Below are 25,547 nucleotides of genomic sequence, written 5' to 3' on the forward strand. Positions count from 1 at the left end.
TCACGATGGAATCTGGCCGATAATCTGCGTTTCAAAGGGATTGACGGCCATTGACTCCACCCCGCCTCCAGCCGGTGTGCGGCGTGATGTCGAGTTCCGTGACTCCAGAACCATTTCTTCGTGGAGGTACACGCTGATGACCGGAGTTTCCCGCCGGGTGTTCATGAGACACACTGCGGCCGCCGGCGGCGCAGCCCTGGCTCTGCCCGCACTGGGTGGCTGGGCGGGTGAGGCGTTCGCCGCCGAGCCGACGGCCGCCGCCGGCATCGCCACGACCTCCCTGGTCACGGTGGCGCCGTCCGACCCGCGCTACGCGAGCCTGGTCGCGGGGGCCAACGGCCGCTGGGTCGGCACCCCCGACTACGTGCTGGTCGCGAGCACGGCGGACCAGGTGGTCCAGGCGGTGCAGGAGACCCTCGACCGCGGGGTCCGGTTCGCCGTCCGCAGCGGCGGCCACTGCTACGAGGACTTCACGAGCAACGCCAACATCCGCGTCCTCATCGACATCTCGGCGATGACCGGCGTGGCCCACGACGCGAGCCGTCGCGCCGTCGCGGTCGAGGCGGGCGCCCAGCTCGGCAGCGTGTACGAGACCCTCTACAACACCTGGGGCGTCACCATCCCCGGGGGCACCTGCCCGACGGTCTCCGTCGGCGGTCACATACCGGGCGGCGGGTACGGTCCGCTGGCGCGCTCCCACGGAGTCACCGTCGACCACCTGTACGCCGTCGAGGTCGTGCACGTGGACAGCGCGGGCGTCGCCCGCAAGGTCGTCGCCACCCGTGACGCGAACGACCCGAACCGCGAACTGTGGTGGGCGCATACCGGCGCGGGCGGCGGCAACTACGGCATCGTCACCCGCTACTGGTTCCGCAGCCCCAACACCACCTCCACCGACCCGGCCCTGTTCCTGCCCAAGGCGCCGCGCGAGCTGATCATCTCCGAGGTCGCCTTCTCCTGGACCGGCATGACCGAGGTCGCGTTCACCCGGCTGCTGCACAACTTCACGAAGTGGCACGAGGACAACTCCTCGGCCACCTCCCCGTACGCCAAGCTCTTCAGCGCGATCAAGCCGCGGCACAAGCTGGCCGGCGAGTTCCTGATGAGCTCGCAGATCGACTCGGCCCTGCCCAACGCCGACCAGCTCCTCGACGACTACCTCGCCGCGATCGTCGCCGGCACGGGCCTGACGTACCGGGTGGACACCCGCCGGCGCGTCGACTGGCTGTACAACGTCCTGCACTGGCCGGGTCTCGGCGGCTCCGGCTTCGAGGGCAAGGGCCGCTTCAAGGCCAAGTCCTCCTACCTGCGCAAGACCATGCCGGCCGCGCAGATCAAGGCGTTCTACAAGCACCTCACGCGCAACGACTACACCAACTCCGCGGCGCTCGTGGAGATCGCCGGCTACGGCGCCGCGGCCAACGTGCCGGCCGGCTCGGCGACGGCCACCGCACAGCGCGACTCGATCATCAAGATGCTGTTCGTCAACCTCTGGGCCACCCCGGCCGAGGACGCCGCGAATCTCGCCTGGATCCGGGAGTTCTACCGCGACGTCCACGCCGCGACCGGCGGCGTCCCCCGCCCGGGCGTGGTCAACGACGGGGCGTTCATCAACTACGCCGACGCCGACCTGGCCGACTCGACCCTCAACACCTCGGGGATCGCCTGGCACCACCTGTACTTCAAGGACGGCTACTGCCGCCTCCAGGCGGCGAAGAACCAGTGGGACCCGCGGAACGTGTTCCGCCACACCCTGTCGATCAGACTGCCCTGATCCGCGGGCAGACCTGCCCCGACCCACGGGGCCGGCGCACCGACCGGGCCCCCGGTCCGAGGGAGAACCCCTCGGGCCGGGGGCCTTCGACGCGTGACCGAGACCGCGTGACCGAGTCCGCGACCGCGCGACCGCGACCGCGCCGGCGGAACCGGAGCGCACGACGGACGCCGCCGCCCCCCTGTGCGGTGGAGGCGGCGGCGTCCGGGTTTCCGTGTGCGGACGGAGGACCGATCGGCGTGGGGGCCGAAACACGACGTCGAACACGCGACGTCGGGTGTGGGGTGGCTCAGATGCCGAGGCCGGATCCGCCGCTGACGTCGATGTTCTGGCCGGTGATCCAGCGGGCGTCGTCGGTGGCGAGGAAGGAGACGACGTCGGCGACGTCGTCGGGTTGTCCGACGCGGTTGAAGACGGAGAAGGCGGCGGCCTGTGCCTTGGCTTCGGGGATGGCCATCCAGGGGTGGATGTCGGTTTCGATGGTGCCGGGGGAGACGGCGTTGACGGTGATCTGGCGGCTGCCGAGGGTCTGGGCGAGGGTGAGGGTGAGGACCTCGATGGCGCCCTTGCTGGCGGCGTAGGAGGTCATGCCGGGGAAGGCGACCTTGGTGACGCCGGAGGAGATGTTGATGATGCGGCCGCCGTCGCGGAGGCGCTCCAGGCCCTTTTGGATGATGAAGAAGGGGGCTTTGGCGTTGATGGCGAAGACCTGGTCGTAGTCGGCCTCGGAGACCTCGTGGATCAGACCCGGGCCCGCGATCCCCGCGTTGTTCACCAGAATGTCCAGGCCCGCGGTGTCGGAGTGCGCGCCGATCTGCTCGTCGAAGGCGGCCCACAGGGCGTCGGCGTCACCGGGGACACCGAGGGCGGAGCGGAAGGCGAAGGCACGGCCGCCCGCGGCCTCGATCGAGTTCACCGTCTCCTTCGCGGCGGCCTCGTCGCTCGAGTAGGTGAGCGCGACGAGCGCACCCTCCTTGCCCAGGCGCTGGGCGATGGCGCGGCCGATGCCCCGGCTGCCACCGGTGACCAGAGCAGTCTTGTTCGTGAGGGCAGTCATTCGGATACTCCCAATTCTTTTGTCCAGGCGCGGCCGCTGCAGATGAGGTCGCAAGTGTGATGCTGCCCGGACCCACTCATCGGGCGTTCACCGGCGGGTCATCGTCCGGTGTCGGAAACGAATCCACGAATTACCATCGGCCCATGACTCAGAATTCGGTTCAGAATCCCGTACCCGATCCCGTACTCGTCATCGGCGGCACCGGAAAGACCGGCCGTCGGGTGGTGCGCCGACTCACGGAAAGCGGAGTCCCGGTCAGGTCGGCCTCGCGCTCCGGCGAAACCCGCTTCGACTGGCTCGACGAGACCACCTGGGGCCCGGCCCTCGACGGTGTGTCTGGCGTCTACATCGTCCAGAACGACAGCGAACCGCGCACCCGGGAGCTCGCCCGGCGCGCCGCCGACGCCGGCGTCCGCCGCCTCGTACTGCTCTCCGCCCGCGGGGTCGACACCCCCGGCTACTACGGCGAGGACCCCTCCACCAGCGACGCGTTCCTCGCCGGCGAGGCGGCCGTCCGTGAATCCGGCCTCGCCTGGACGGTGCTGCGCCCGGGCTGGTTCGCCCAGAACTTCGACGAGGGATTCTTCAACGAGGGTGTCCTGTCAGGCGAGTTGCGGCTGCCGGCCGGCGACGGCGCCGCGACCTGGATCGACGTCGAGGACATCGCCGCCGTGGCCGTCGCCGCCCTGACCGAGGACGGCCACGACGGCCAGACGTACGAACTCTCGGGCCCCCGCGCGGTGTCCCTGCCCGAGGTGCTCGACCTGATCGGGGCGGCGACCGGCCGCAAGGCCACGTACACGCCGCTCTCCACCCCGGACTTCGTCGCGGAGCTCGGCGCACAGGGCGTCCCGGCCGCCGACGCCGCGATCTGGGCCGCGGCCCTGTACCCGGTCCAGCAGGGCTTCGAGGCGAAGGTCTCCGACGGGGTGCGGCGCGCCCTGGGCCGCGAGCCGCGCGACTTCGCCGACTACGTCGCGGCGGCCGCCGAGTCCGGCGCTTGGCGCGCTTGAGTGGTTGTGTAGTCGCATTGGCCAGTCTGTAGGGGTCTACCACGTTTTGTCAGGAACGACGAGACGCCTATCGGATCTGGAAAGGATCAAGCATGAGCATCGTCGAGGAAGCGCCGACCGGCCCTCCGCCGGCCGCGACCATGGGGTCGAGGGTGGCGGAGCTGGCCGAACTCCGCGAGTCGGTCATCGCCGGCCCCAGCGAGAAGGCGACCGAGGCGCAGCGGAGGAAGGGCAAGCTGACCGTCCGCGACCGCCTGGAACTCCTCTTCGACAAGGGCACGTTCACCGAGGTGGAAGCCTTTCGGCGGCACCGTGCGACCGGGTTCGGCCTGGAGGACAGGAAGCCGCACAGCGACGGCGTCGTCACGGGCTACGGCCAGGTGAACGGCCGGCCCGTGTTCGCGTACGCCCACGACTTCCGCATCTTCGGCGGCGCCCTCGGCGAGGCACACGCCCAGAAGATCCACAAACTGATGGACCTCGCCGAGAAGGCCGGTGCACCCATCATCGGCCTGTGCGACGGCGCGGGCGCCCGCATCCAGGAGGGCGTCACCGCCCTCGCCGGGTACGGCGGCATCTTCCAGCGCAACGTCCGCAACTCCGGCGTGATCCCGCAGATCAGCGTGATCATGGGCCCGTGCGCGGGAGGTGCCGCGTACTCGCCGGCCCTCACCGACTTCGTCTTCATGGTGCGCGGCACCTCGCAGATGTTCATCACCGGCCCCGACGTGGTCGCCGCGGTCACCGGTGAGCAGATCACCCAGGACGCCCTGGGCGGCGCCGACGTGCACTCCTCCGTCTCGGGCGTGGCGCACTTCGCGTACGACGACGAGGAGCACTGCCTGGAGGACGTCCGGCACCTGCTCTCCTACCTGCCCTCCAACAACCGGGAACTGCCCCCGGCGGAAGTCGCCGACGACCCGGCCGACCGCCGCACGGAGGCCCTGCTGGACCTGGTGCCGGCCGACCCCAACCGGGCGTACGACATGCACAAGGTCATCGAGGAGATAGCCGACCACGGCGAGTTCTTCGAGGTCCACGAGCGGTGGGCGCCGAACATCATCTGCGCGCTGACCCGCCTCGGCGGCCAGGTCGTCGGCATCGTCGCCAACCAGCCGCAGAACATGGCCGGCGTCCTCGACATCCAGTCGTCCGAGAAGGCCGCCCGGTTCGTCCAACTCTGCGACGCCTTCAACATCCCGCTGGTCAGCCTGGTCGACGTACCCGGCTTCCTGCCGGGCGTCGACCAGGAACACAACGGCGTCATCCGACACGGCGCGAAGCTGCTGTACGCGTACTGCAACGCGACCGTCCCGCGGATCTCGCTCGTCCTGCGCAAGGCCTACGGCGGCGCGTACATCGTCATGGACTCCCGCTCGATCGGCACCGACATCGCGCTCGCCTGGCCGATCAACGAGATCGCCGTGATGGGCGCCGAAGGCGCGGCCAACGTGGTGTTCCGCCGCGAGATCGCCGCCTCCGACGACCCCGAGGCCACCCGCTCGGCGCGCATCGACGAGTACCGCGAGGAACTGATGCACCCGTACTACGCCGCCGAGCGCGGCCTGGTCGACGACGTCATCGACCCGGCCGACACCCGGGCCGCGCTGATCGGCGCCCTCGGGGTACTGCGCGGCAAGCACGCCCCCCTGCCCAGCCGCAAGCACGGCAACCAGCCCCAGTAGAGGGAGAGACCCGATGGCGGTACGAGCGGTCCCCACCGAGCCGGACATGTCGAAGTTCCTCTCCGCCCAGGCCTGGCGCATCACCAACGGCTCACCGGCCGCCGAGGAGGTCGCCGCGCTCGCGGTGGCCCTGTCGGCGGTCATGCGGGCCCGGGCGGCCGAGGCGATCCGGCTGGCCGAGGAGGAACAGGAGCAGGCAGCGGCCCGCTGGACGCCCTCCGCGGCCCGCCGCCGCGCGGCCACGTCCTGGGCCGCGGGCGCCCAGCCCACCTGGGCCAACACGGCCTGAGCGGCGCATGATCGACCCCCGCACGGCCCGAGGCCCCGCCCCACCACACGGTGGGACGGGGCCTCGGGCCTGTCCGGCCGGCGGCCGGGACCGCACGGGCCGTACCCCGCGGTCAGGCGCGCGCCGAGTCCGGCAGGCGCTCCGCCGGAGCCTCGACGCGTGCCTCCTTCGACTCCCTCGCCTCCCGGTCCTCCGGCACCGCGCCGGACGACTCGCGAGCGGACCGCAGTGCGCTGCGCCGCGCCCACGCCAGGGCCGGCACGGTCACCCCGATCAGCACCAGTGCCACGTACGACATGGCGTCCACCGGCGAGGCGGGCGGGTTGACCCACCCGTTGAGGTACACCCAGGCCATCGCCGCCGCCCCGAGCACCGCCGTCAGGTACGACAGCGGCCTCACCGCCCGCTCGCGCACCAGCAGCACCACGTGGGCCGCGCAGATCAGCACGTACGGGAACACCCACAGGTAGACGATCAGCGTGGCCAACGCCGAGTACACCGACAGCAACGAGTCCGGGTAGGCGAGCACCGCGACCGCCAGCACCGCGAAACCGATCACCGCCAGGACGGTCACCGCGACGGTCGGGGACCCGTGCTCGGGGTGCGCGCGCCCCACCCGGCGCGGCAACAGGCCGTCGTCCGAGAGCGTCGCCACGAACCGCGACCCGAAGTTCACGAACCCGATGAGACCCGCGAACGTCGCCACCGCCAGCACCAGGTCGGTGGCGCTCGCGAAGGTCTCGCCCAGTCCCGCGTTCAACGCCAACGCCGCCGCGGGCGACATGCCCGCCGCCAGGTCGTCCGCCGCCGCGAACAGCCCCGGGACCTGGAGCACCGTCGCCACCAGGTACACGACACCGAGCAGCACCGGAATGCCCAGCACCGCGAACGGCACGTCCCGCTTGGGGTCCTTCGTCTCCCGCGCCAACGCGGCGCAGCTCTCGAAGCCCATCAGGAACGTCGCCCCGGCCGCCATGCCCTGGAAGACCCCGCTGAAGGAGAACCCGCCCTCGAAGGACAACTGCTCCGCGAGGTGCAGCCCGGTCGTGGCCGCGCCGGCCACCACGACCACGCCGACCACCGGGATCGCCACGGCCATCAACACCACCGCCGCCTTCACCGACAGGTCGACGCCGCGCCGCGCGAACAACACCGCGATCAGCAGCGCCACCGCGTACACGGCGAGCTGCGCCGGCACCTCCAGGCCGGCGGCGAACCCCCGGGACAGCAGGAAGCTGCCGACGTACACCCCGATCACCATCGTGATGCCCGCGATCATCGCCGCGTAGCCCAGCAGCAGCGCGGCGGCCGCCACCAGTCGGGCCCACGGGCCGAAGACGAGCGAAAGGTAGGAGTACAGCGAGCCGTTGGCGACGTGCCGGCGCGCGAAGGTGACGACCGACAGGCCGACGAACGTGGTCACCGCGGCCGACAGCAGGGCGGACAGCCAACTGCCGTTCCCGGCCGAGACGAACATCAGGGCCGGCACCGCGGCCAGACCCACCGCGGGAATCATGCTGGCGACGGCCAGACCGACGATCTGGCCCCGGGACAGTTGCCGGGGTTCCGTTTCCGTGCTGGACATGGGGCGCGCCTCCAAGGCGGGAGCGGGGGAGAGGAGAGCGGAAAGGGAACCGCTCAGGGCTCGGGGGGAGTTCGGTGGGGAGTGGCGAGAAACGGATCGAAGTCTCGCCACGCCGTCTCACGGCGCGGTAACCCACGGCCCACCGCCCGCTCGGGCACGACGTTCGCCCAGGCTGTGGGGGTGCCTGTAGTGCCCGTCCAAGGCCTCTCGACCGGCGGTCCACCGCCTCGACCGACCCTGGAAGTCGACTCGACAGGATGTTGAAGGAGAGAAGACATGGCCAATGACTGGTTCCGGCGGTTCGGCCCCGCGTCCGACAGCGACACGCGCCTGTTCTGCTTTCCGCACGCCGGCGGCGCGGCCAGCGCCTACCTCGCACTGTCACAGGAGCTGACCCCCGAGTTCGACGTCCTGTCCGTGCAGTACCCCGGCCGTCAGGACCGCCGGATGGAACCCGCCGTAGACGACATCGGCCGGCTCGTCACCGCGCTCGCCGACGAACTCGCCGCCACCTCTACCCTCGGGCCCGGCCGCCGGGGCGACGATCGCCCGTACGCTTTCTTCGGGCACAGCATGGGCGCCGTGCTCGCGTACGAGCTGACCCGCGAACTCGACCGGCGCGGACTGCCCGCCCCCGAGCGGCTGTTCCTGTCCGGCCGGTTCGCCCCGACCCCGTTCGGCAGCGCCAGCGACCGGCTGGACACCGACGAGAAGGTGATCGCCATGATCCGCACGCTCGGCGGGACGGTCGGGAAGGTCTTCGACGACCCCGACCTGCTGGAGATGGTCATGCCGCCCCTGCGCGCCGACTACAAGGCCATCGGGTCCTACGCCTGGCAGCCCGGCCGCCCCCTCGACGTGCCCTTCACCGTGCTCGTCGGCGACCGCGACCCCGTCGTCCCCGTCGAGGACGCAGCCGCCTGGCGGGTGCACACCAACGCGGGCAGCGACGTGCGGATCCTGCCCGGCGGGCACTTCTACCTCGACCACAGCGTTCCGCAGGTGGCCGCGGTCATCCGCGCCGCACTCCGCCGACGCGGCGCGAGCGCGTTGGGGGCCGCCTGATGCCGACCGGCCCCGGCAGGCTGCTGGCCATCAGCGACCTGCACGTCCGCCACGACGAGAACAAGAAGGTCGTCGACGGCCTGCGACCGGAGACGGAACACGACTGGCTGTTGCTCGCCGGGGACGTCAGCGAGTCCACCGTCGACTTCGAGGAGACCCTCCGGCTGCTGAGTGACCGCTTCGCCAAGGTGATCTGGGCGCCGGGCAACCACGAACTGTGGACCACCGCCGCCGACCCGGTCCAACTGCGCGGCCAGGCCCGCTACGACCACCTCGTCGAGATCTGTCGCCGCCTGGGCGTCGTCACCCCCGAGGACCCGTACCCCGTGTGGGAGGGCGCCGGCGGCCCCGTCGCCGTCGCCCCGCTCTTCCTGCTGTACGACTACACGTTCCGGCCCGCCGGAGCCCGTACCCGGCAGGAGGCCATGGACATCGCCGAGCGGGCCGGAGTCGTCTGCACGGACGAGTTCTACCTGCACCCCGACCCCTACCCCAGCCGCCAGGCGTGGTCCCGGGCACGCGTCGCGCACACCGCCGCGCGGCTCGCCGAGATCCCGGACCACCTGCCGACCGTGCTGGTCAACCACTATCCGCTGGTCCGCGAACCCACCCGCGTCCTGCGGTTCCCCGAGTTCGCCCTGTGGTGCGGAACAGAGGCCACCGAGGACTGGCCCGTCCGCTTCCGGGCGGCGGCCGTGGTGTACGGACACCTGCACATCCCGCGCCTGATCCACCAGGACGGGATCCCCCACCACGAGGTCTCCCTGGGCTACCCCAGGGAGTGGAAGCAACGCGCCACCGCCCCGGCGGGCGCCGTACGGATCCTCGCGGAGCGCACATGATCGAGGAACTGCTGGTCCCGGGCACGGCCGCCGTGGAGTCCTTCGCGGACGACCCCGGAGCCCTGGCCGACCTCCACCCCGAGGAGGAACTCCTCGTCGCGGGCGCCGAGGACGGACGCCGACGGGAGTTCGCGACCGTACGGCGCTGCGCGCGCGAGGCCCTCGGCAAGCTCGGCGTCGCCCCCGCGCCGATCCTGCGCGACCCGAAGGGAGCGCCCCGGTGGCCCGCCGGATTCGTCGGCGCGATGACCCACTGCCAGGGCTACCGGGCAGCCGTCGTGGCGCCCGCCGGGAGGGTGGCCGCGCTGGGCATCGACGCCGAACCCAACCTGCCGCTGCGCAGCCGGGGCGTCGCGAACCTGGTGACCGTCGCCGGGGAACGCGCCTGGCTGCCCGAACTCGCCGCCCGCCGACCCGAGGTGGAGTGGGAGCGGCTGCTCTTCAGCGCCAAGGAGAGCGTGTACAAGGCCTGGTACCCGCTGACCGGACGCTGGCTGGACTTCCAGGACGCGGAGATCACCGTCGACCCGGCCTGGTCCACCTTCCACGCGAGGCTGTTGGTGCCCGGCCCCGAGATCGACGGGGTCCGACTCGACTCCTTCGACGGGGGCTGGCTGGTCCGGGACGGCCTCATCGTCACCGCGATCACGGTGCCCCGGGCCGGAGCCCCCGGAGCGTGAGGCTCCGCGCCCGCCCGACCCTCCTCGAAGCCTCGGGGACCTACTCCTCGACGAAGGCGGCCTCCACGCGACCCGGCCGGTCGGTCCACCAGTGCAGCAACGCCTCGTTCGCGGTGAACAGCCCGTCGCAGGAGAAGTCACCGCGGTCGTAGTGGAACTCCAGTTGCCAGAAGTCCGTCATCCGCTTCCACCACAGCCGACGCACGGCGTCCACCAGGGCGGCTGCCTCCAGCGGGAGCACGGACCGGTAGCCGCGCACGAACGCCGACACCCGCGCCAGGTCGAACACCCCGTCCACGCCGAACTGCACCTGGGCGGTCCGTACGACCTCCTCGGCGTACGGGCGGACACCGACGCGGTCCCAGTCGAGAACGGCGGTCAACTCGCCGTCCTCCCACAGCAGGTTCCGGTACTGGACGTCACCGTGCGTCCATCCGTGGCCGCCCACCGGGACCGCGTCCCGTGGCCGGCCGTCGGCGTGCCTGCCGATCAGCACCCGCCGTCGCTCCAGGGCGGCCAGGGCCGCCTGGTCGAAGGCACTGCCGGTGCCCTTGTCCTCCGCCGCACGCGACAGCCGCTCCGACGTCCCCACCGCCCGCTCCGGCGTCGTCACGTCGGCGGTCACCCTCTCGGGCACCGCGGGGAGCAGTCCCGCACGGCAGGCGCGCCCCAGACTCTCGTGGAGCCGTCCCAGGTGCGCCCCCAGAGAGCGGGCCCGGGCGAGGCTGAGGTCGACACCGCGGACGTGGGCGCCGGCCGCCCACGGGAACAGGCACCAGACACCTCCTCCGACCTCGGCCACCAGTGCACCGGAGCCGGTCGCCACGGGAGCGCCTACCGGAACGCCGTCGGCGGCCAGGGACGCCAACACCCCGAGGTTGCGGACCAGCCGGTCGAGCGACACGTCGGTGACCCGCTTGAGCGCGAACACCCCGGCCGAGGTGTCCACCTTCCAGTTCGTGTTCATCAGCCCGTCGGCGAGGTATCGCTGCCCTCGCACCGCTCCGAGGCCGAACGCGCCGGTCAGCTCGGCGAGGACGCCACCGGGGATCTCAGTCCTGTCCGTCACGGTCGCCTCATTCACACGACGGACATTACGCGGACGGGGTGCCGCTCGGCACGAGGTTCGCGGCACGCCTGACCGGGACGGGCCGAGCCGTCGCCGCGGGCACGCATGCCGGACACGGCATGTCGGATCAGCGGATGATCACACTTGGTGAACTCGGTGACGTGTTGTCAGTGGCAAGTGCTTTCATGGGCCGGTCGCGCCGGGAGGCGCATCACGACCACCGAGGGGATGCGGCTGTGCCCTGGATCAACGCGTATGTGAAGTCGGACGGCACCAGAGTCAGTGGCCACCTCCGGCTGCCACCGGGGGCCCGCCGGGAGACCGCCCTGTTGGGCCTGATCGTGGCCGGGGTGTTCATCCTGGGCAACAGCCCGACCACGGTCGGGGCGGACGCGGAGCCACGGCAGGGGTTACCCGGCCCACAACCGCAATCGCAACCCCGATCGCAATCGACGTCCGTCCGGCCGGTCTATCCGATCAAGTGGCCGGCGTGGGAGAACCGGCCGGCACCTCGGCCGGAGCCGTCGGTCTCGTATCCGATCGTCTTCCCCGACACGGCGAGCGGTCGGTGACCCGTCGCCCGCCCGCGAGGCGGCGCAGGCGCGGTGGCGGCGCACGGCGTCGCAAGGCCGGCCGCGCGGAGGAGCTGTGGCTGCTCGGCCTGGCGGCGGTGGTGGCCTTCAGCCTGGTCATGGCACTCCTGTCCTGGCTGGCCGCCCACCCGTGGGTCCTGATCCTGATCCTGGTGACAACGCTCTGCGCGGGATGGCTCTGGCTGCGACGGCGCCAGGAGGCGGCGCGATGGGAACAAGCCCGGGTCCGGGGGCTGCGCCACGCCGTCGAGCATCTCGACGGCCTCCACTACAACGACTTCGAGTTCGCCGTACGGGACCTCATGCACCGCGACGGCTGCGCCGACGCGCAGAAGGTCGGCGGACGGGGCGACAACGGCGCGGACGTGAAGGCCACCGACCCCTACGGCCGCCGCTGGGTGATCCAGTGCAAGCACCGCAAGGCCGGCTGGTCCGGCTCCGCGGTCGGCACCCCGGACCTCCAGGTCCTCAACGGCACCGGCCGTCAGGTCCACGGCGGGGACGTCCTGGTCATGCTCACCAACGGTCGCTTCTCCGGACCCGCCCTCGCCTTCGCCAAGTCCCAGCACCTCCACCTCGTCGACCGCCACCTGCTCGCCCGATGGGCCGGCGGCTCCCGCCCCCTGTGGGAACTCCTGGGATCCGTCCCACCACCCAGGAAGCCCAGCGCGCTCTCCTGACGGGGTGGCCCGACCCGCGGTCATCGGCATGTTCTGGACCGTCAAAAAGCGTGGATATCAAGGGAGTCGAGTGCCAGGATCTGCTTCCATGACACTGAATCCGGCCGGCGCGACACGTGCGTCCACGGCTCTTCTCGCGCTCTCGACCGTGCTCGTGGGCCTGATGGCCGGCTTGTTCCTCGCCTTCGACGTTTCCGTGATGCCCGGCCTCGCGGCCGGCGACGACCGTACGTACGTGAGCGCCATGCGCTCCTTCAACACGGCGATCGACGGCAGCGGCCTCTTCGTCACCGTGTTCCTGCTCGCCCTGGTGGCCGCCGTGGCCTCCGCGATCGTCGAGTTCCGCGCCGGCCGGCGCGGCACCGCCCTGTGGGTCGCCTCGGCAGCCGTCGCCTATCTCGTCGTCCTGGTCATCACCTTCGCGGTGAACATCCCGCTGAACAACGATCTGGCCGCCGGCGGCGACGTGGCCCAACTGACCGACTTCTCGATCGTGGACGAGTTCAAGGGCACCTGGGTCACCACGAACATCATCCGCACCCTGCTGTGCACGGCCGCGCTCACCGCGCTCACCCGCGCGCTGATCCTCTACGGCCGGGCCACCACGACCCGCTGAACCGGCGGCCGGTGACCGGCGCCCCTTCGCGCCGGGCGCCCGGACGTCAGGCGCTCGACGATCGCTCGTCAGGCGCCGGCGCCCGGCCGTCAGGCGCCCTGGACGAGCAGCGCCCAGGCCAGGAACCCGGCGCTCGCCGTGCAGAGCAGCGTGCGCCACACGTTGGCCCGTACCCACGGGCCCTCGAACGCGCGGCGAACGGCGGCCGGGTCGGCGATCCGGTCGACCGGGCCGGCCTTCTCCAACGCGTTGTTCAGCGGAATGTTCACCACACCCGTCACGACCATCGCCAGGACGTAGCAGACGAACGCCGCGATCAGCGGCACCAGCGCGCCATCGGGGCCGTCCACCACGTGCAGGCCCAGCGCGAGCCCGGTGAAGACCAGGGCGCCGAGGTAACCCAGCAGGAACCAGCCGTTGAGGATGGCGACGTTGACGCGTTGCATGACCTCGACGACGATCCGATCGTCGCTGCGCCCGAGGGCCGGCATGACGGACACGGAGAACCCGTAGAACAGGCCGCTCATCAGCCCCACCGTGATCGTCGCCGCAATCAGTGACGCGTACCGTACCGCTTCCACGCAGGCCCCCGGTCGTGTGGCTCGTCCGATGTGCGGCCGATCATACGGTCCGGTCACACGGTGCCCCAGGGAGTTCCCGCGATCCCGAGGACTTGTCCGATCAGCTCAAGCCCCGCCTGACCTCGTCCGGACGCGGGGTACGCTCCGGCTCCCGGCCCCGCACGGCCACCTGCGACTCCCGAGAGGATCACTTTCGTGAAGGACCACAAGGACAGGCTGGACGCGCTCCGGGCCGACATCGAGCGCCGCAACCCGGCCCAGCCCGAGTTCCACCAGGCCGTACGCGAAGTACTGGACACCCTGGCCCCGGTGTTCGCCGCCCGGCCCGAGTACGCCGACCCGGCGGTGGCTCTGGTCGAGCGGCTGACCGAGCCCGAGCGGCAGATCCTCTTCCGCGTGCCGTGGCAGGACGACCGGGGCCGCGTCCACGTCAACCGCGGCTTCCGGGTGGAGTTCAACAGCGCGCTGGGCCCGTACAAGGGCGGCCTGCGCTTCCACCCGTCGGTGGACATCGGCGTGGTGAAGTTCCTCGGCTTCGAGCAGGTCTTCAAGAACGCCCTGACCGGTCTCGGCATCGGCGGCGGCAAGGGCGGCAGCGACTTCGACCCGCACGGCAAGTCCGACGCCGAGGTCATGCGCTTCTGCCAGTCCTTCATGACCGAACTGCACCGCCACATCGGCGAGCACACCGACGTCCCCGCGGGTGACATCGGCGTCGGCGGCCGCGAGATCGGCTTCCTGTTCGGCCAGTACCGGCGCATCACCAACCGCTGGGAAGCCGGCGTGCTCACCGGCAAGGGCAAGGGCTGGGGCGGCTCCCTGATCCGCCCCGAGGCCACCGGATACGGCAGCGTGCTGTTCGCCGCCGAGATGCTCGCCGTGAAGGGCGCCTCCCTGGACGGCCTGACCGCCGTGGTCTCCGGCTCCGGCAACGTCGCCCTGTACACGATCGAGAAGCTCCGGCAGCTCGGCGCCAACCCCGTCACCGCCTCCGACTCGCAGGGCTACGTCGTCGACGAGAAGGGCATCGACCTGGAGCTGCTGCGCCGGATCAAGGAGGTCGAACGCGGCCGGGTCAGCGAGTACGCCCAGCGACGCGGCGCCTCGGCCCGCTTCGTACCCGGCGGCCGGGTCTGGGAGGTCCCGGCGGACGTCGCCTTCCCGTCGGCCACCCAGAACGAACTGACGGAAGCGGACGCGCTGACCCTGGTGCGCGGCGGCGTCCAGGCGGTCTCCGAGGGCGCCAACATGCCCACCACCCCGGAGGGCGTGCGCGTCCTCCAGCAGGCGGGCGTGGCCTTCGGTCCCGGCAAGGCGGCGAACGCGGGCGGAGTCGCGGTGAGCGCCCTGGAGATGGCGCAGAACGCCGGCCGGGTGTCCTGGAGCGCGGAGCGCGTCGAGAACGAACTGGCGGGCATCATGCGGTCGATCCACGCCGTCGCCCACGAGACGGCCGAGCGGTACGGCGCCCCCGGTGACTACGTGACGGGTGCGAACATTGCCGGCTTCGAGCGCGTCGCCGACGCGATGCTGGCCCAGGGCGTGATCTGAGCCCACCCGCGGCGTGCCGCACCGCGCCGTCGCGGCTCCCTCGGGGCCGCGACGGCGCGGTCCGCCCACGCACGCAACCCCTCGCCACCGAACGGCGATCGGACCCGTAGCCTGACCCTGCCACCATCCATCGGATCACCAGGGAGCTGCCGCGTGCTCACCGCACTGGACGGCGTGTACGGAGACCGTCCCGACGCCCTCACCGTCGCCGGCCGCGCCACCTCCTACGAGGAACTGCTCGGCGCGGCCTCCGCCGTGGCCCGCGACATCCGCGCCGGCGGCGCACCGGCCGTCGCCGTGACGGCCACCGCCTCCCTGGAGACCGTCGCCGCCACCGTGGGCGCGCTGCTCGCCGGGGTGCCCCTCGTACCGCTGCCCCCCGACGCCGGCCCCGCCGAACGCGAGCACATCCTCGGGGACTCCGGCGCCGCGCTCCTCGACGTGGACTACACCCGCCGCGCCGACGCCCCCGCCACGCCCGCGGCCGGGCCGACCGACCCCGCCCTGATCCTCTACACGTCCGGGACCACCGGTCCCCCCAAGGGCGTGGTCCTCACGGCCGCCGCCATCGCCGCCGACCTCGACGCCCTCGCCGAGGCCTGGCAGTGGACCGCCGAGGACACCCTCGTGCACGGCCTGCCCCTCTTCCACGTACACGGACTCGTCCTCGGGGTCCTGGGCGCCCTGCGCACCGGCAGCCGGCTCGTGCACACCGGCCGCCCCACCCCCGAGGCCTACGCGCAGGCCGCCGGCAGCCTGTACTTCGGTGTCCCCACCGTCTGGTCCCGGATCGCCGGCTCCCCGGCCGAGGCCGCCGCGCTCTCCCGTGCCCGGCTCCTCGTCTCCGGCAGCGCCGCCCTGCCCGCACCGGTCTTCCGCGACCTGGAGGCCTTGACCGGCCTGCGCCCGGTGGAGCGCTACGGAATGACCGAGACCCTGATCACCGTCAGCGGCCGGGCCGGCGGAGACGTCCGACCCGGCACGGTCGGCACCCCGCTGCGCGGCGTCCTCACCCGCATCGCCGCCGAACCGGGTGCCGAGATCGGGGAACTCCAGCTCACCGGGCCGACGCTGTTCTCCGGCTACCTGGGCCGCCCCGAGGCGACGGCCGCCGCGTACACCGAGGACGGGTGGTTCCGCACCGGCGACATCGCCGCCGTCGACGAGACCGACGGGGTCCACCGCATCGTGGGCCGGGCCTCCGTCGACCTGATCAAATCCGGCGGGTACCGCATCGGCGCGGGCGAGATCGAGAACGCCCTCCTCGACCATCCCCGGGTCAGCGAGGCGGCCGTCGTCGGGCTGCCGGACGCGGACCTCGGTCAACGGATCGTGGCCTTCGTCGTCGCGCAGGGCGTCACCGGCACGGAACTCACCGACTTCGTCGCCGCGCACCTGTCGGTGCACAAACGCCCCCGCGAGGTCCGGTTCGTGACCGCCATCCCGCGCAACGCCATGGGCAAACCGCAGAAGAAGCTGCTGCTGACGAACGACGCGGAGGACCGGCGATGACGACTCCGACTCCCCCGCACACTTCCGTTCCCGCGTCTGGTCCTTTTCCCCTGTCCGGCCCTGTTCCCGCGGCCGGTCCTGTATCCGCGTCTGGCCCTGTTTCCTTGTCGGGTCCTGTTCCCCTGTCGGGTCCCGTTCCCGAGCCTGGTCCCGTCCCCGCGCTCGCTCCGGATGTGGTCGTCGCTCCCGTCTTCGACCGCAGGACCGGTTCGCCGTGGCTGCGCCGTTTCCACCCCGAGCCGTCTTCCGGTTCCGCGCCGACCCTCGTGTTCCTTCCGCACGCGGGCGGCGGCGCGGCCTACTACCACCCGTTCTCCGCGGCCCTGGCCCCGTGTGCCGAGGTGCTCGTCGCCCAGTACCCCGGGCGCCAGGAGCGCATCGGCGAGCCGGTCACGGGCAGCATCGACGCGATGGTCGACGGGCTGCTGGAGGCCCTGAAGCCGTGGTGGGACCGGCCGTTGGTGCTGTTCGGACACAGCATGGGCGCCCTCGTCGCCTACGAGTTGACGCGCCGCCTGGAGCAGGCGGGCACGGCCCCCCGCGGTGTGATCCTGTCCGGACGCCGCTCGCCGCTGATCGAGCGCTCCGAGGGGGTCGACCCGCGGGACGACGACGCGCTGATCGCCCTGGTGAGCGAACTCGCGGGCACCGACGCCAGACTCCTGGCCAATCCGGACTTCCGCGAGCTGATCCTGCCGGCACTGCGCGGCGACTACCACGCCGTGGAGACCCATCGACACGTGCCGGGACCGGTGTTGCGCACCCCGATGAGCGTGTTGACCGGTGAGTCCGATCCCCGGGTGGGCGTGCCCGAGGCCATGGCCTGGCGGGAGTTGACCACGGGGGCCTTCACCTTCCGCGGCTTCCCCGGCGGGCACTTCTACCTGAACGAGCAGCGGGACGCGGTGTCCCGGGCCGTCGCCGAGGACCTGGCGGCGTTCGCGGCCCTGGCGGGGCGGTCCGGCCCGGCAGGGTGAGGTGAGGTCGACGGGGTGAGGTGCGCGGCGAGGTCGACGGGGTGAGGTGCGCCGGCGCGGGGGCGTGAGGCACCGCCGGTCGCATCCTCAGGGGCGTACCAGATGGCGGGCCAGTACCTCCAGGGCCTCGGTGACCGTCGGCAGCCGTTCCGCCTCCGCCTCGCCGAGCGCCCGGGCGAGGGCTTCCTCGACCTTGGAGGCGCCGACGGCCCGCACGGCGGCCACGCGCGCGGAGACCTCGGGGGACTGGCGTACGAGCGTGCGCCGACGGTCGGCCGGATCGGGCGCGGTCTCCACCGATCCCACCTCGCGCAACCGGGCCACGGCACCCGACACCTGGCTCTGCGGCAGGCCCGTGCGCAGCGCGGTCTCGCCGACGGTGGTGTCCGGATGCGCGGCGATGTCCCCTGCCACGATCACCACCGAGCGGGTGTTGCCGGCGTACTGACCGGATCCGCCCGGGGGCTCGGGCAGGGCCTCCTCGCCGAGCTTCATCAAGGCCCGGCCCAGCAGGAACAGTTCGATTCCATCCACCGGTCCACGGTACATCACGGTCGATGCATCGAGAAGGATGCATCTCTCTTGATGTATCTGTTTCGATGAATTAGGCTGATCGCAGAGCAGCGGACGAACGGTCCGTGTCGATCAATCGATGCAGAGGAGTCACCATGTCCACCCTGAACGCCACCCTCGCAGTACCCGGCTGCACCCTTCACTACCAACTCCGCGGCTCCGGACCGCTGTTGTTGATCTCCCAGAGCGGTGAGGGGGACGCCGACCGCACCGTGGACCTGGTGTCGCACCTCGATGACGCCTTCACCGTCCTGACCTACGACCGCCGGGGCCTCTCCCGCAGCCGACTCGACGAACCCGGCCGCACGACGACCCTGGCCGAGCACGCCGAGGACGTACACCGGCTGCTGTCCGCCGTCAGCGACGAACCCGCCCTGATGCTGGGGTGCAGCCTCGGTGCGACCATCGGCCTCCACCTGGCCGCCCGACACCCGGGCCGCGTGGGCACCCTCATCGCCCACGAGCCGGTCGCCCCGCGTCTGCTGCCGGCCGCCGACCGGGCCGATCACGAGGCGGAGTTGGCAGGGTTACAGGAGGTCTACCGCTCATCCGGACTCGGCGTCGCGCTCCCCGAGATCGCCCGGGTCCTGGGCATCGACCCGACCCGCCAGGAAGTCGAACCGGATGTGACCCCCGAGCCTCTGGACGACCGCCGCCGCGCCAACTTCGACTACTTCGTCGAGCACGACTTCTCGGCGATCATCGAGGACACCCTCGACCTCGCCGCGCTCGCCCGCACCACGACCCGGATCGTCCCGGCCATCGGCGCGACCACCTCGGCATCGGTCTTCGACCACCGGTGCGCGACGGCCCTCGCGGACCTTCTCGACACCGCGATATGCACCTTCCCCGGAGGCCACAACGGCAACACGGCCCGCCCCCGTGCCTACGCGGCCCGCCTGCGGAGCCTGCTCACCGCCCCCGCCCACCGTTCCTGAGGGGGAGCGGGCGGAGCCCCCGCCGCAAGCCCCGGAAATGGCCTGGGCAGTGTCCCCGACCCGTCGGTAGTTTGCTCGCATGGACCACACGGCCGGGGATACCGGACCAGATCATCGAGCTCTCGTCGCGGCAGGAATCACCGTCGTGCTCTGGGCGTCCGCATTCGTCTCCATCCGCGCGTCAGCCGAGCACTTCGGACCCGGGGCACTGGCCCTCGGGCGGCTTCTCACCGCCTCGATCGCGCTCGGCCTCGTACTGATCGTCAAACGGGTGCCGGCACCGCCGAGCCAGGCCTGGCCCGGGATCGTGGGATCCGGAGTGCTGTGGTTCGGGCTGTACATGGTCGCGCTGAACTGGGGCGAACAGGGCGTCGACGCCGGCACCGCCGCGATGATCGTGAACATCGGCCCGATCGTGATCGCCCTGCTCAGCGGTTGGATGCTGAAGGAAGGGTTCCCCCCGATGCTGTTGGCGGGCATGGCCGTCTCCTTCGTGGGCGCGGTCGTGGTGGGAGTGTCCACCTCCCACGGCGGCTCCTCCTCCCTCACCGGCGTACTGCTCTGCCTGCTCGCCGCCCTCACCTACGGGGCCGGAGTGGTCCTGCAGAAGCCCGCCCTGGCCCACGCGACCCCGCTCCAGGTGACGACGTACGGCTGCTTCATCGGTACCGCCGTGACCCTGCCGTTCATCCGACAGCTCGTCGACCAACTGCCCGACGCCCCGCTCACCGCCACCCTCAACATGGTCTACCTGGGGCTCTTCCCGACCGCGCTGGCCTTCACCACGTGGACGTACGCCCTGTCGCGGACCACCGCCGGGAAGATGGGCGCGACCACCTACGCGGTGCCGGCCGTCGTGGTGTTCATCGCCTGGATCGCCCTGGACGAGGTCCCCGGTTGGCTGACCCTGCTGGGCGGCGCGATCTGCCTGGCCGGCGTGGCCGTGTCCCGCAGGCGGCGCGTCGACCGGCTCCCCGGGGGCGCGCCCTCGACGAAGTGAGAACTTGTCTCGCGAGACCTGTCACACCGGCGGCACGCGGCGGGTCAAGGGGGTGAGGTCGCCGCAGGGGCGACCACCTGAGAAGGAGCTTCCCGATGAACACCGCCGCCACCATCGTCGCCGTCCTCGCCGCCGCCATGTCGGGCTTCTCGGGCTATTCGCTGCTCTCGCGGGCCAAGTGGGTCGTCGAAGCCATGAACGAGTACCACGTGTCCCAGGCCTGGTGGACGCCCCTCGGCGCGGCCAAGGCCCTGGGCGCGATCGGCCTCGTCGTCGGCATCTTCCTCCCCGTGGTCGGCATCGCGGCCGGCGTCGGCCTGGTGCTGTACTACCTCGGCGCCGTCATCACCGTGATCAAGGCCCGTTCGTACGCGCACATCCCCTTCCCGGTCCTCTACATGGCCCCGGTCGTCGGCGCCTTCGCCCTCGGCTTCGCGCTCTGAGCGACGCGCGGGAGCGATCCGCAGAACAACTCATCGGCGAGGTGGGTACGTTGGACGGATCCGACCACCGGACGACGGACACCCAGTGAGGACTCATGAACCGCACCACCGCAGCCGCCCGACACGCGCGCGCCGTCGCCTTCCGGGATCTGCACGCCGCCGACCGGCCGTTCGTCGTCCCCAATCCCTGGGACGCGGGCAGCGCACGCATCCTGGCGGGCCTCGGCTTCGCGGCACTCGCCACCACCGGCGCCGGCCTGGCCCACAGCCTCGGCCGCCCCGACGGCACGAACCAGGTCAGCCGCACCGAACTCCTCGCCAACGCGGACCTGATCGTCGAAGCCAGTGGCCTGCCGGTCACCGCCGACCTGGAGAGCGGCTTCGGGGAGCGGCCCGAGGACGTCGCCGAGACCATCCGCCTCGCCGCGGCCGCCGGGCTCGTCGGCGGCTCCATCGAGGACTCCACGGGCCGCGACGAGGACCCCGTGCGACCCCTCGACGAGGCGGTGGAACGGGTGGCGGCCGCCGTGGAGGCGGCAAGGGAACTGGACTTCCCCTTCACCGTCACCGCCCGCGCCGAGAACTTCTTCCAGGGGCGCCCCGACCTCGACGACACGATCCGTCGCCTCCGGGCGTACGAGGCCGCCGGCGCCCACGTCCTCTACGCCCCGGCCCTGCCCGACGCCGAAGCGATCCGTGCCGTCTGCTCCGCCGTGGACCGGCCCGTGAACGTCCTCATGGGTGGCGCCCTCAGGCTGTCCGTCGCCGAACTCGGCGCCCTCGGAGTCCGCCGGATCAGCACCGGTTCCGCCCTGTCCCGAGCGGCCCTCGGCGCGTTCACCCGGGCCGCCCGGGAGATCGCCGAGTCCGGCACCTTCGACTTCGGAGCGGACGCCATCCCGTACGCCGAGGCCAACGCACTCCTGACCCCGGCCGCCACACCCGCGCCCCCCGGCGCCCCGTCTCCCGCCGCCCCGACGTCTCCTGTCACGCCCGGCCGGGGGGCGTGAGGTGAACGCCACCACGCAGATCGACGGGGTCCGACTGCCGGACCCCTACCCGTACTGAAAGCGGTGGTGGCCGACGCGCCGGCCCGGGCCGACACCGCGTACGCGGTCCGACTGGCCGCCCGGTTCACCCGGGAGGCACTGGAAGTCGGCGGCGAAGTTCCCTGGGGCGTACTGTTGTTCAAGGTCCCGGCCCGGGTCGTGGGCCGCGCCGGCCGGCCTGAACGAACGGCGCGGACCGGGAGGCGGCCCGCTCGATCGCCGACTTCGTCCAGTGCATACCGGATTCCGCGACCCCCGCACAACAGCGGGCCGCCGCCGCGGCGGCCGATCGGGTCCGCGAACTACTGCGGCCCGGCCTTTGTCGGCGAGAACGACGGGCTCCTCGGGGAACTGGTTCGCGCCGCCGACCGGGCGTCCTGGCCGCACCTGGCGCCCCTGCTGTCCGACGCCGTCGGATTCCTGTCCCAGACCTACGACGCCACCGCCGGACTGGTGGGCAACACCATGGTGGCGCTGGCCCGGGGAGCGGACGGCTCCGACATCGGGGCCCTGGTGCGGGAGGTGGCCCGGTACGACGCGCCGATCCAGAACACCCGCCGTTTCGCCGCCGCGCCCTTCGTCCACGACGGCCGTGCGGTGGAGAGCGGGCAGCAGATCCTGGTCCTCCTCGCCGCCGCGAACCGTGACCCGGCCGTCAACCCGAATCCACACGCGCTATCACCCGGACGAGTGAATTCGATGATCTTCACCTTCGGTGCGTCGTCCCACCGCTGCCCGGGAGAAGCCCTGGCCTCGGCCCTCGCCGCCGCCATCGTGACGGAACTCCGCACGGCAGGCTTGTCGTCCACGGACACCCCGACCTACCGCCCCCTGGCCAATGCCCGCATCCCGCACCTCTGACCCGCTCACGGGGCCCGCCCCGGATCCCGCACCTCGAACACCGAATCGGCCGGGGCCGACTCGCCGGCGGGGACGGATCCGACCGGGTGGCGCGTCACGGGCACCGCAGGCCGGGCCGGGACGGGGGGCAGCCGGGCACCGGAGACACCAGTGACAGCGGTGACGCCGGCGCCACCGGTGGGGACCGTACCGCCCGACACGCACCACCGCCGGGCGTCTGCCAACCACACGCCCCCAGACAGGAATGACCCCTCATGTCGAAGACCCCGCACCTCTGGATGCGGCACGAGTCCCGCCCCACCGAGCGCCGCGCCCCCCTCACCCCCTCCGACGCCGGGCAACTCGTCCGGGCCGGCCTCCGGATCACCGTCGAGGCCTCGGACCAGCGCGTGTTCCCCCTCGCCGACTACGCCGCGGCCGGTTGCGACACCGCACCCACCGACTCCTGGCTCACGGCCCCCGACGACGCCCACGTCCTCGGCCTGAAGGAACTCCCCGCCGGCCCCGGCGCCCCCGTCCTGCGCCACCGGCACATCTACTTCGGCCACGCCTACAAGGGCCAGGCCGGCGCGGCCGAGTTGCTCGCCCGCTTCACCGCCGGCGGCGGCGCCCTGCTCGACATGGAGTACCTCGTCGACGAGGCCGGCCGCCGTGTCGCGGCGTTCGGCTACTGGGCCGGATACGTCGGAGCGGCCCTCGCCGTCCTGCACCGCCGCGGGCAGCTCACCGCACCCCTGCGACCGACCGACCGCCCCGCCCTCGACGCGCTGCTGGCCTCCGGCGCGGGAGCCGCCGGTACCGGCGCGGACGGCACCGCACTCGTGATCGGTGCGCTCGGCCGCAGCGGACGCGGCGCCTGCGACGCGTTGACCACCGCCGGCATCGAGCCGACCCGCTGGGACCTCGCCGAGACCCGCGAGATCGACCGTGCCGCGCTCCTCGGCCACGACCTGATGGTCAACACCGTCCTCACCACCACTCCCGTCCCGCCGTTCCTCACCAAGGGCGACCTGGACGACCCGGGCCGTCGCCTCTCCCTCGTCTCCGACGTCACCTGCGACGTCACCTCCGACTGCAACGTGCTGCCGGTGTACGACGAGACCACCACCTGGGAGGAGCCGGTACGCGCCCTCACCGCGGGCGGCGCCCCCCTCGACCTGATCGCCATCGACAACCTGCCCTCGCTCCTGCCCCGCGAGGCCACCATCGCCTTCTCCGCCGAACTCGCTCCGCAACTGGCGCGCCTGGCGGATTGGGACGGGGTCTGGGCCCGCGCCCTGACCACCTTCGAGACGGCGGTCGGCACCCAGGACGCCCTTCTCGCCCGCTGACGTGTCCCGCCGGCGTGCCCCGAGGCCGGGGCACGCCGGCGGGTCATCCACCTCGGCCCGGGACCGGCCGCCCCACCGCCACCGCGTGCCATGGCCGGAACACGACCGCAACACCACCCGAACCGAACCCGAAGCGCCGCGTCGCACAGTGCTCGCATGACGTCCACCACGCGGCTCCCCCAGGATTCCGAGTCCCTCCCGAAGAAGGCGGGCCCACGCCAATGGCTGGGCCTGGCGGTCCTGCTCCTCCCCGTCACCCTGATGACGGCCGACCTCGGCGTGCTGTGGCTGGCCACCCCCTACCTGACCGCCGACCTGCACCCTTCCAGCAGCCAACTGCTCTGGACCACCGACATGTACGGCTTCATGACCGCCGGCTTCCTGGTGATCATGGGCACCCTGGGTGACAGCATCGGCCGCCGCAAGCTTCTCCTCGCCGGATCGGTCGGGGTGATCGCCGCCTCGCTGCTCGCCGCGTACGCCGGCGGCCCGCAGACGCTGATCATCGCCAGGGCCCTGCTGGGCGTCGCCGGCGCCGCCGTGCTCCCGTCCACCCTCGCGCTGATCACCCACATGTTCACCGATGCCCGTCAGCGGGCCACCGCCATCGCCATGTGGGTCTCCGCCCTCTCCGTCGGCATCGCGATCGGACCGGTGATCGGCGGTGTACTGCTCGACAGCTTCTGGTGGGGTTCGGTGTTCCTGCTCGGCGTGCCGGTCATGATTCCGGTCGTACTCCTGGCACCCCTGCTGCTCCCCGAGTACCGCGACCCGTCCGCCGGCCGCATCGACCTGCTCAGCGCCGCGCTGTTCCTCCTGGCCGTCCTTCCCGCGGTGTACGGGGTCAAGAAGCTCGCGGAGTTCGGCCCCCAGCTCGGCCACCTCACCGCGATCACGATCGGCGCCGGCTTCGCCCTCCTCTTCGTCCACCGCCAGCGCCGCCTCGACAACCCCCTCCTCGACCTCCGGCTCTTCTCCCACCGAGCCTTCACCGGCGCCCTGTTGACCCTGCTGCTCGGCATGATGGCGCTGAACGGCATCGAGTACCTGGTCCCGCAGTACCTGCTGGCCATCGGCGGACTCTCCCCGCTCGTGGCGGGCCTGTGGCTGCTGCCCGGAGCCGCCGGGCTGGTCATCGGCTCCCAACTGACCCCCGTCCTGGCCCGTCGGGCACGCCCCGCCACCGTCATCCTGGCGGGCCTCGCGGTCACCCTCGTCGGCTTCCGGCTGGCCACGTGGGACGGCGTACCGATCGTCTCCGCGGCCCTGGCCCTGGTGATGTTCGGCATCGCCCCGATCAGCGTGCTCGGTACGGCGCTCGCGGTCGGCTCGGCCCCGGCCGAGAAGGCCGGTTCGGCCGCGGCCACCGGGCAGACCGCGTACGACCTCGGACTCGCCCTCGGCATCGCGGGCACCGGCAGCGTCGCCGTCGCCGTCTACCGAAACGACGTGGCCTCGGCCGCGCCGGCCGGCCTGCCCGACGACGCCCTGACGGCCGCCCGGGACACCCTCGGCGGAGCCACCGACGCCGCCGCCCATCTGCCCGAAGCCCTGGCCGCCGACCTGCTGACCGCCGCCCGGGACGCCTTCACCGCGGGATTCCACACGGCCGCCCTGGTCAGCGGGCTCCTGGCGCTCGCCACGGCCGTCACCGTCATCACCCTCCTGCGCCACGTACGGCCGATCGGCAGCGACACGTAACGACTCGGTCCGCGATTGAGGTTGGGGCGTGCCGGCCACTCGGGCCGGCTGGTGGGTGACCAGCAGCCGGTCGGTGAAGACC

At 72.0% G+C, this 25,547-nt stretch carries 25 protein-coding genes; 20 read left to right on the top strand and 5 right to left on the bottom strand.

The window, feature by feature from the left end:
• Positions 1-136 precede the first annotated feature (136 nt).
• Complete coding sequence (locus ACQEVM_RS34365) at positions 137-1,774, top strand: FAD-dependent oxidoreductase (protein WP_433085915.1); 1,638 nt, start codon at positions 137-139, stop codon at positions 1,772-1,774.
• A 289-nt stretch (positions 1,775-2,063) separates the two neighbouring features.
• Here ACQEVM_RS34365 and ACQEVM_RS34370 read toward each other — a convergent pair whose 3' ends face one another.
• Complete coding sequence (locus ACQEVM_RS34370; RefSeq protein ID WP_433085917.1) at positions 2,064-2,831, bottom strand: SDR family oxidoreductase; 768 nt, start codon at positions 2,829-2,831, stop codon at positions 2,064-2,066.
• A gap of 143 nt (positions 2,832-2,974) precedes the next feature.
• Here ACQEVM_RS34370 and ACQEVM_RS34375 point away from each other — a divergent pair, with 143 nt between their 5' ends.
• From ACQEVM_RS34375 to ACQEVM_RS34385, 3 genes are all read left to right on the top strand, one after another.
• Positions 2,975-3,844, top strand: a complete 870-nt coding sequence (locus ACQEVM_RS34375; protein WP_433085919.1) for an NAD(P)H-binding protein — start codon at positions 2,975-2,977, stop codon at positions 3,842-3,844.
• Between the two features lie 92 nt (positions 3,845-3,936).
• The gene (locus tag ACQEVM_RS34380) at positions 3,937-5,529 is read left to right on the top strand and encodes an acyl-CoA carboxylase subunit beta (protein WP_433085921.1); all 1,593 of its coding nucleotides are present in this window, start codon (positions 3,937-3,939) and stop codon (positions 5,527-5,529) included.
• A 13-nt stretch (positions 5,530-5,542) separates the two neighbouring features.
• The gene (locus ACQEVM_RS34385; RefSeq protein WP_433085923.1) at positions 5,543-5,818 is read left to right on the top strand and encodes a hypothetical protein; all 276 of its coding nucleotides are present in this window, start codon (positions 5,543-5,545) and stop codon (positions 5,816-5,818) included.
• A 112-nt stretch (positions 5,819-5,930) separates the two neighbouring features.
• Here ACQEVM_RS34385 and ACQEVM_RS34390 read toward each other — a convergent pair whose 3' ends face one another.
• The gene (locus ACQEVM_RS34390; protein ID WP_433085925.1) at positions 5,931-7,403 is read right to left on the bottom strand and encodes an APC family permease; all 1,473 of its coding nucleotides are present in this window, start codon (positions 7,401-7,403) and stop codon (positions 5,931-5,933) included.
• 276 nt (positions 7,404-7,679) lie between these two features.
• Between ACQEVM_RS34390 and ACQEVM_RS34395 the strand changes: the two genes are divergently transcribed.
• The 3 genes from ACQEVM_RS34395 to ACQEVM_RS34405 are packed head-to-tail and all read left to right on the top strand — an operon-like array spanning position 7,680 to position 9,990.
• Complete coding sequence (locus tag ACQEVM_RS34395) at positions 7,680-8,468, top strand: thioesterase II family protein (protein WP_433085927.1); 789 nt, start codon at positions 7,680-7,682, stop codon at positions 8,466-8,468.
• Positions 8,468-9,310: a metallophosphoesterase family protein gene (locus ACQEVM_RS34400; protein ID WP_433085929.1), complete on the top strand. Its 843-nt coding sequence runs from the start codon at positions 8,468-8,470 to the stop codon at positions 9,308-9,310. Before ACQEVM_RS34395 ends, ACQEVM_RS34400 begins: the two co-directional genes overlap by 1 nt.
• Complete coding sequence (locus tag ACQEVM_RS34405) at positions 9,307-9,990, top strand: 4'-phosphopantetheinyl transferase family protein (protein ID WP_433085931.1); 684 nt, start codon at positions 9,307-9,309, stop codon at positions 9,988-9,990. Before ACQEVM_RS34400 ends, ACQEVM_RS34405 begins: the two co-directional genes overlap by 4 nt.
• Before the next feature lie 40 nt (positions 9,991-10,030).
• Here the strand turns inward: ACQEVM_RS34405 and ACQEVM_RS34410 are convergent, their stop codons facing one another.
• Positions 10,031-11,059 (bottom strand): phosphotransferase, encoded by a 1,029-nt coding sequence (locus ACQEVM_RS34410; protein WP_433085933.1) that lies wholly within the window; start codon positions 11,057-11,059, stop codon positions 10,031-10,033.
• Between the two features lie 38 nt (positions 11,060-11,097).
• Here ACQEVM_RS34410 and ACQEVM_RS34415 point away from each other — a divergent pair, with 38 nt between their 5' ends.
• The 3 genes from ACQEVM_RS34415 (at position 11,098) to ACQEVM_RS34425 (ending at position 12,948) form a co-directional block, all read left to right on the top strand.
• On the top strand, positions 11,098-11,631 hold the full coding sequence (locus ACQEVM_RS34415) for a hypothetical protein (RefSeq protein ID WP_433085935.1): 534 nt from the start codon (positions 11,098-11,100) through the stop codon (positions 11,629-11,631).
• Positions 11,628-12,332 carry a restriction endonuclease gene (locus tag ACQEVM_RS34420; protein WP_433085937.1) on the top strand — a complete coding sequence of 235 codons (705 nt, stop codon included), beginning with the start codon at positions 11,628-11,630 and terminating at the stop codon, positions 12,330-12,332. The genes ACQEVM_RS34415 and ACQEVM_RS34420 overlap by 4 nt, the downstream gene beginning before the upstream one ends.
• Before the next feature lie 88 nt (positions 12,333-12,420).
• Positions 12,421-12,948 carry a DUF1772 domain-containing protein gene (locus ACQEVM_RS34425; RefSeq protein ID WP_433085939.1) on the top strand — a complete coding sequence of 176 codons (528 nt, stop codon included), beginning with the start codon at positions 12,421-12,423 and terminating at the stop codon, positions 12,946-12,948.
• A gap of 89 nt (positions 12,949-13,037) precedes the next feature.
• Here ACQEVM_RS34425 and ACQEVM_RS34430 read toward each other — a convergent pair whose 3' ends face one another.
• Positions 13,038-13,475: a DUF1772 domain-containing protein gene (locus ACQEVM_RS34430; RefSeq protein ID WP_433085941.1), complete on the bottom strand. Its 438-nt coding sequence runs from the start codon at positions 13,473-13,475 to the stop codon at positions 13,038-13,040.
• A 249-nt stretch (positions 13,476-13,724) separates the two neighbouring features.
• Between ACQEVM_RS34430 and gdhA the strand changes: the two genes are divergently transcribed.
• The 3 genes from gdhA (at position 13,725) to ACQEVM_RS34445 (ending at position 17,569) form a co-directional block, all read left to right on the top strand.
• Entirely contained in the window at positions 13,725-15,080 is a 1,356-nt protein-coding gene (gene gdhA, locus ACQEVM_RS34435; RefSeq protein WP_433085943.1) for an NADP-specific glutamate dehydrogenase, read from the top strand.
• Positions 15,081-15,233: 153 nt separating this feature from the next.
• Entirely contained in the window at positions 15,234-16,592 is a 1,359-nt protein-coding gene (locus ACQEVM_RS34440; protein ID WP_433085945.1) for an AMP-binding protein, read from the top strand.
• A gap of 173 nt (positions 16,593-16,765) precedes the next feature.
• Positions 16,766-17,569: a thioesterase II family protein gene (locus tag ACQEVM_RS34445; protein WP_433085947.1), complete on the top strand. Its 804-nt coding sequence runs from the start codon at positions 16,766-16,768 to the stop codon at positions 17,567-17,569.
• An 87-nt stretch (positions 17,570-17,656) separates the two neighbouring features.
• Here ACQEVM_RS34445 and ACQEVM_RS34450 read toward each other — a convergent pair whose 3' ends face one another.
• A complete protein-coding gene (locus ACQEVM_RS34450; protein WP_433086940.1) occupies positions 17,657-18,064 on the bottom strand; it encodes a MarR family transcriptional regulator in 408 nt (135 codons plus the stop codon).
• Positions 18,065-18,237: 173 nt separating this feature from the next.
• Here ACQEVM_RS34450 and ACQEVM_RS34455 point away from each other — a divergent pair, with 173 nt between their 5' ends.
• The 7 genes from ACQEVM_RS34455 (at position 18,238) to ACQEVM_RS34485 (ending at position 25,465) form a co-directional block, all read left to right on the top strand.
• Positions 18,238-19,080, top strand: a complete 843-nt coding sequence (locus tag ACQEVM_RS34455) for an alpha/beta fold hydrolase (protein WP_433085949.1) — start codon at positions 18,238-18,240, stop codon at positions 19,078-19,080.
• A 79-nt stretch (positions 19,081-19,159) separates the two neighbouring features.
• Complete coding sequence (locus ACQEVM_RS34460) at positions 19,160-20,080, top strand: DMT family transporter (protein ID WP_433085951.1); 921 nt, start codon at positions 19,160-19,162, stop codon at positions 20,078-20,080.
• Between the two features lie 95 nt (positions 20,081-20,175).
• On the top strand, positions 20,176-20,523 hold the full coding sequence (locus ACQEVM_RS34465) for a DoxX family protein (RefSeq protein WP_433085953.1): 348 nt from the start codon (positions 20,176-20,178) through the stop codon (positions 20,521-20,523).
• Between the two features lie 95 nt (positions 20,524-20,618).
• Positions 20,619-21,533, top strand: coding sequence for an isocitrate lyase/PEP mutase family protein (locus ACQEVM_RS34470; protein WP_433085955.1), 915 nt, complete (start codon positions 20,619-20,621; stop codon positions 21,531-21,533).
• A gap of 66 nt (positions 21,534-21,599) precedes the next feature.
• Positions 21,600-22,433 (top strand): cytochrome P450, encoded by an 834-nt coding sequence (locus ACQEVM_RS34475; RefSeq protein WP_433085958.1) that lies wholly within the window; start codon positions 21,600-21,602, stop codon positions 22,431-22,433.
• Positions 22,434-22,687: 254 nt separating this feature from the next.
• Positions 22,688-23,764: a saccharopine dehydrogenase gene (locus tag ACQEVM_RS34480; protein ID WP_433085960.1), complete on the top strand. Its 1,077-nt coding sequence runs from the start codon at positions 22,688-22,690 to the stop codon at positions 23,762-23,764.
• 156 nt (positions 23,765-23,920) lie between these two features.
• Complete coding sequence (locus ACQEVM_RS34485; protein WP_433085962.1) at positions 23,921-25,465, top strand: MFS transporter; 1,545 nt, start codon at positions 23,921-23,923, stop codon at positions 25,463-25,465.
• Positions 25,466-25,547: the final 82 nt, after the last annotated feature.

This window comes from Streptomyces sp. CA-243310 (assembly GCF_050936775.1).
Classification (GTDB): domain Bacteria; phylum Actinomycetota; class Actinomycetes; order Streptomycetales; family Streptomycetaceae; genus Streptomyces.

Coding starts and splice junctions, on each gene's coding strand:
- ACQEVM_RS34365 (WP_433085915.1), top strand. CDS start 137: ATGACCGGAGTTTCCCGCCGGGTGTTCATGAGACACACTGCGGCCGCC.
- ACQEVM_RS34370 (WP_433085917.1), bottom strand. CDS start 2,831: ATGACTGCCCTCACGAACAAGACTGCTCTGGTCACCGGTGGCAGCCGG.
- ACQEVM_RS34375 (WP_433085919.1), top strand. CDS start 2,975: ATGACTCAGAATTCGGTTCAGAATCCCGTACCCGATCCCGTACTCGTC.
- ACQEVM_RS34380 (WP_433085921.1), top strand. CDS start 3,937: ATGAGCATCGTCGAGGAAGCGCCGACCGGCCCTCCGCCGGCCGCGACC.
- ACQEVM_RS34385 (WP_433085923.1), top strand. CDS start 5,543: ATGGCGGTACGAGCGGTCCCCACCGAGCCGGACATGTCGAAGTTCCTC.
- ACQEVM_RS34390 (WP_433085925.1), bottom strand. CDS start 7,403: ATGTCCAGCACGGAAACGGAACCCCGGCAACTGTCCCGGGGCCAGATC.
- ACQEVM_RS34395 (WP_433085927.1), top strand. CDS start 7,680: ATGGCCAATGACTGGTTCCGGCGGTTCGGCCCCGCGTCCGACAGCGAC.
- ACQEVM_RS34400 (WP_433085929.1), top strand. CDS start 8,468: ATGCCGACCGGCCCCGGCAGGCTGCTGGCCATCAGCGACCTGCACGTC.
- ACQEVM_RS34405 (WP_433085931.1), top strand. CDS start 9,307: ATGATCGAGGAACTGCTGGTCCCGGGCACGGCCGCCGTGGAGTCCTTC.
- ACQEVM_RS34425 (WP_433085939.1), top strand. CDS start 12,421: ATGACACTGAATCCGGCCGGCGCGACACGTGCGTCCACGGCTCTTCTC.
- ACQEVM_RS34430 (WP_433085941.1), bottom strand. CDS start 13,475: ATGAGCGGCCTGTTCTACGGGTTCTCCGTGTCCGTCATGCCGGCCCTC.
- ACQEVM_RS34450 (WP_433086940.1), bottom strand. CDS start 18,064: ATGAAGCTCGGCGAGGAGGCCCTGCCCGAGCCCCCGGGCGGATCCGGT.
- ACQEVM_RS34455 (WP_433085949.1), top strand. CDS start 18,238: ATGTCCACCCTGAACGCCACCCTCGCAGTACCCGGCTGCACCCTTCAC.
- ACQEVM_RS34460 (WP_433085951.1), top strand. CDS start 19,160: ATGGACCACACGGCCGGGGATACCGGACCAGATCATCGAGCTCTCGTC.
- ACQEVM_RS34465 (WP_433085953.1), top strand. CDS start 20,176: ATGAACACCGCCGCCACCATCGTCGCCGTCCTCGCCGCCGCCATGTCG.
- ACQEVM_RS34470 (WP_433085955.1), top strand. CDS start 20,619: ATGAACCGCACCACCGCAGCCGCCCGACACGCGCGCGCCGTCGCCTTC.
- ACQEVM_RS34480 (WP_433085960.1), top strand. CDS start 22,688: ATGTCGAAGACCCCGCACCTCTGGATGCGGCACGAGTCCCGCCCCACC.
- ACQEVM_RS34485 (WP_433085962.1), top strand. CDS start 23,921: ATGACGTCCACCACGCGGCTCCCCCAGGATTCCGAGTCCCTCCCGAAG.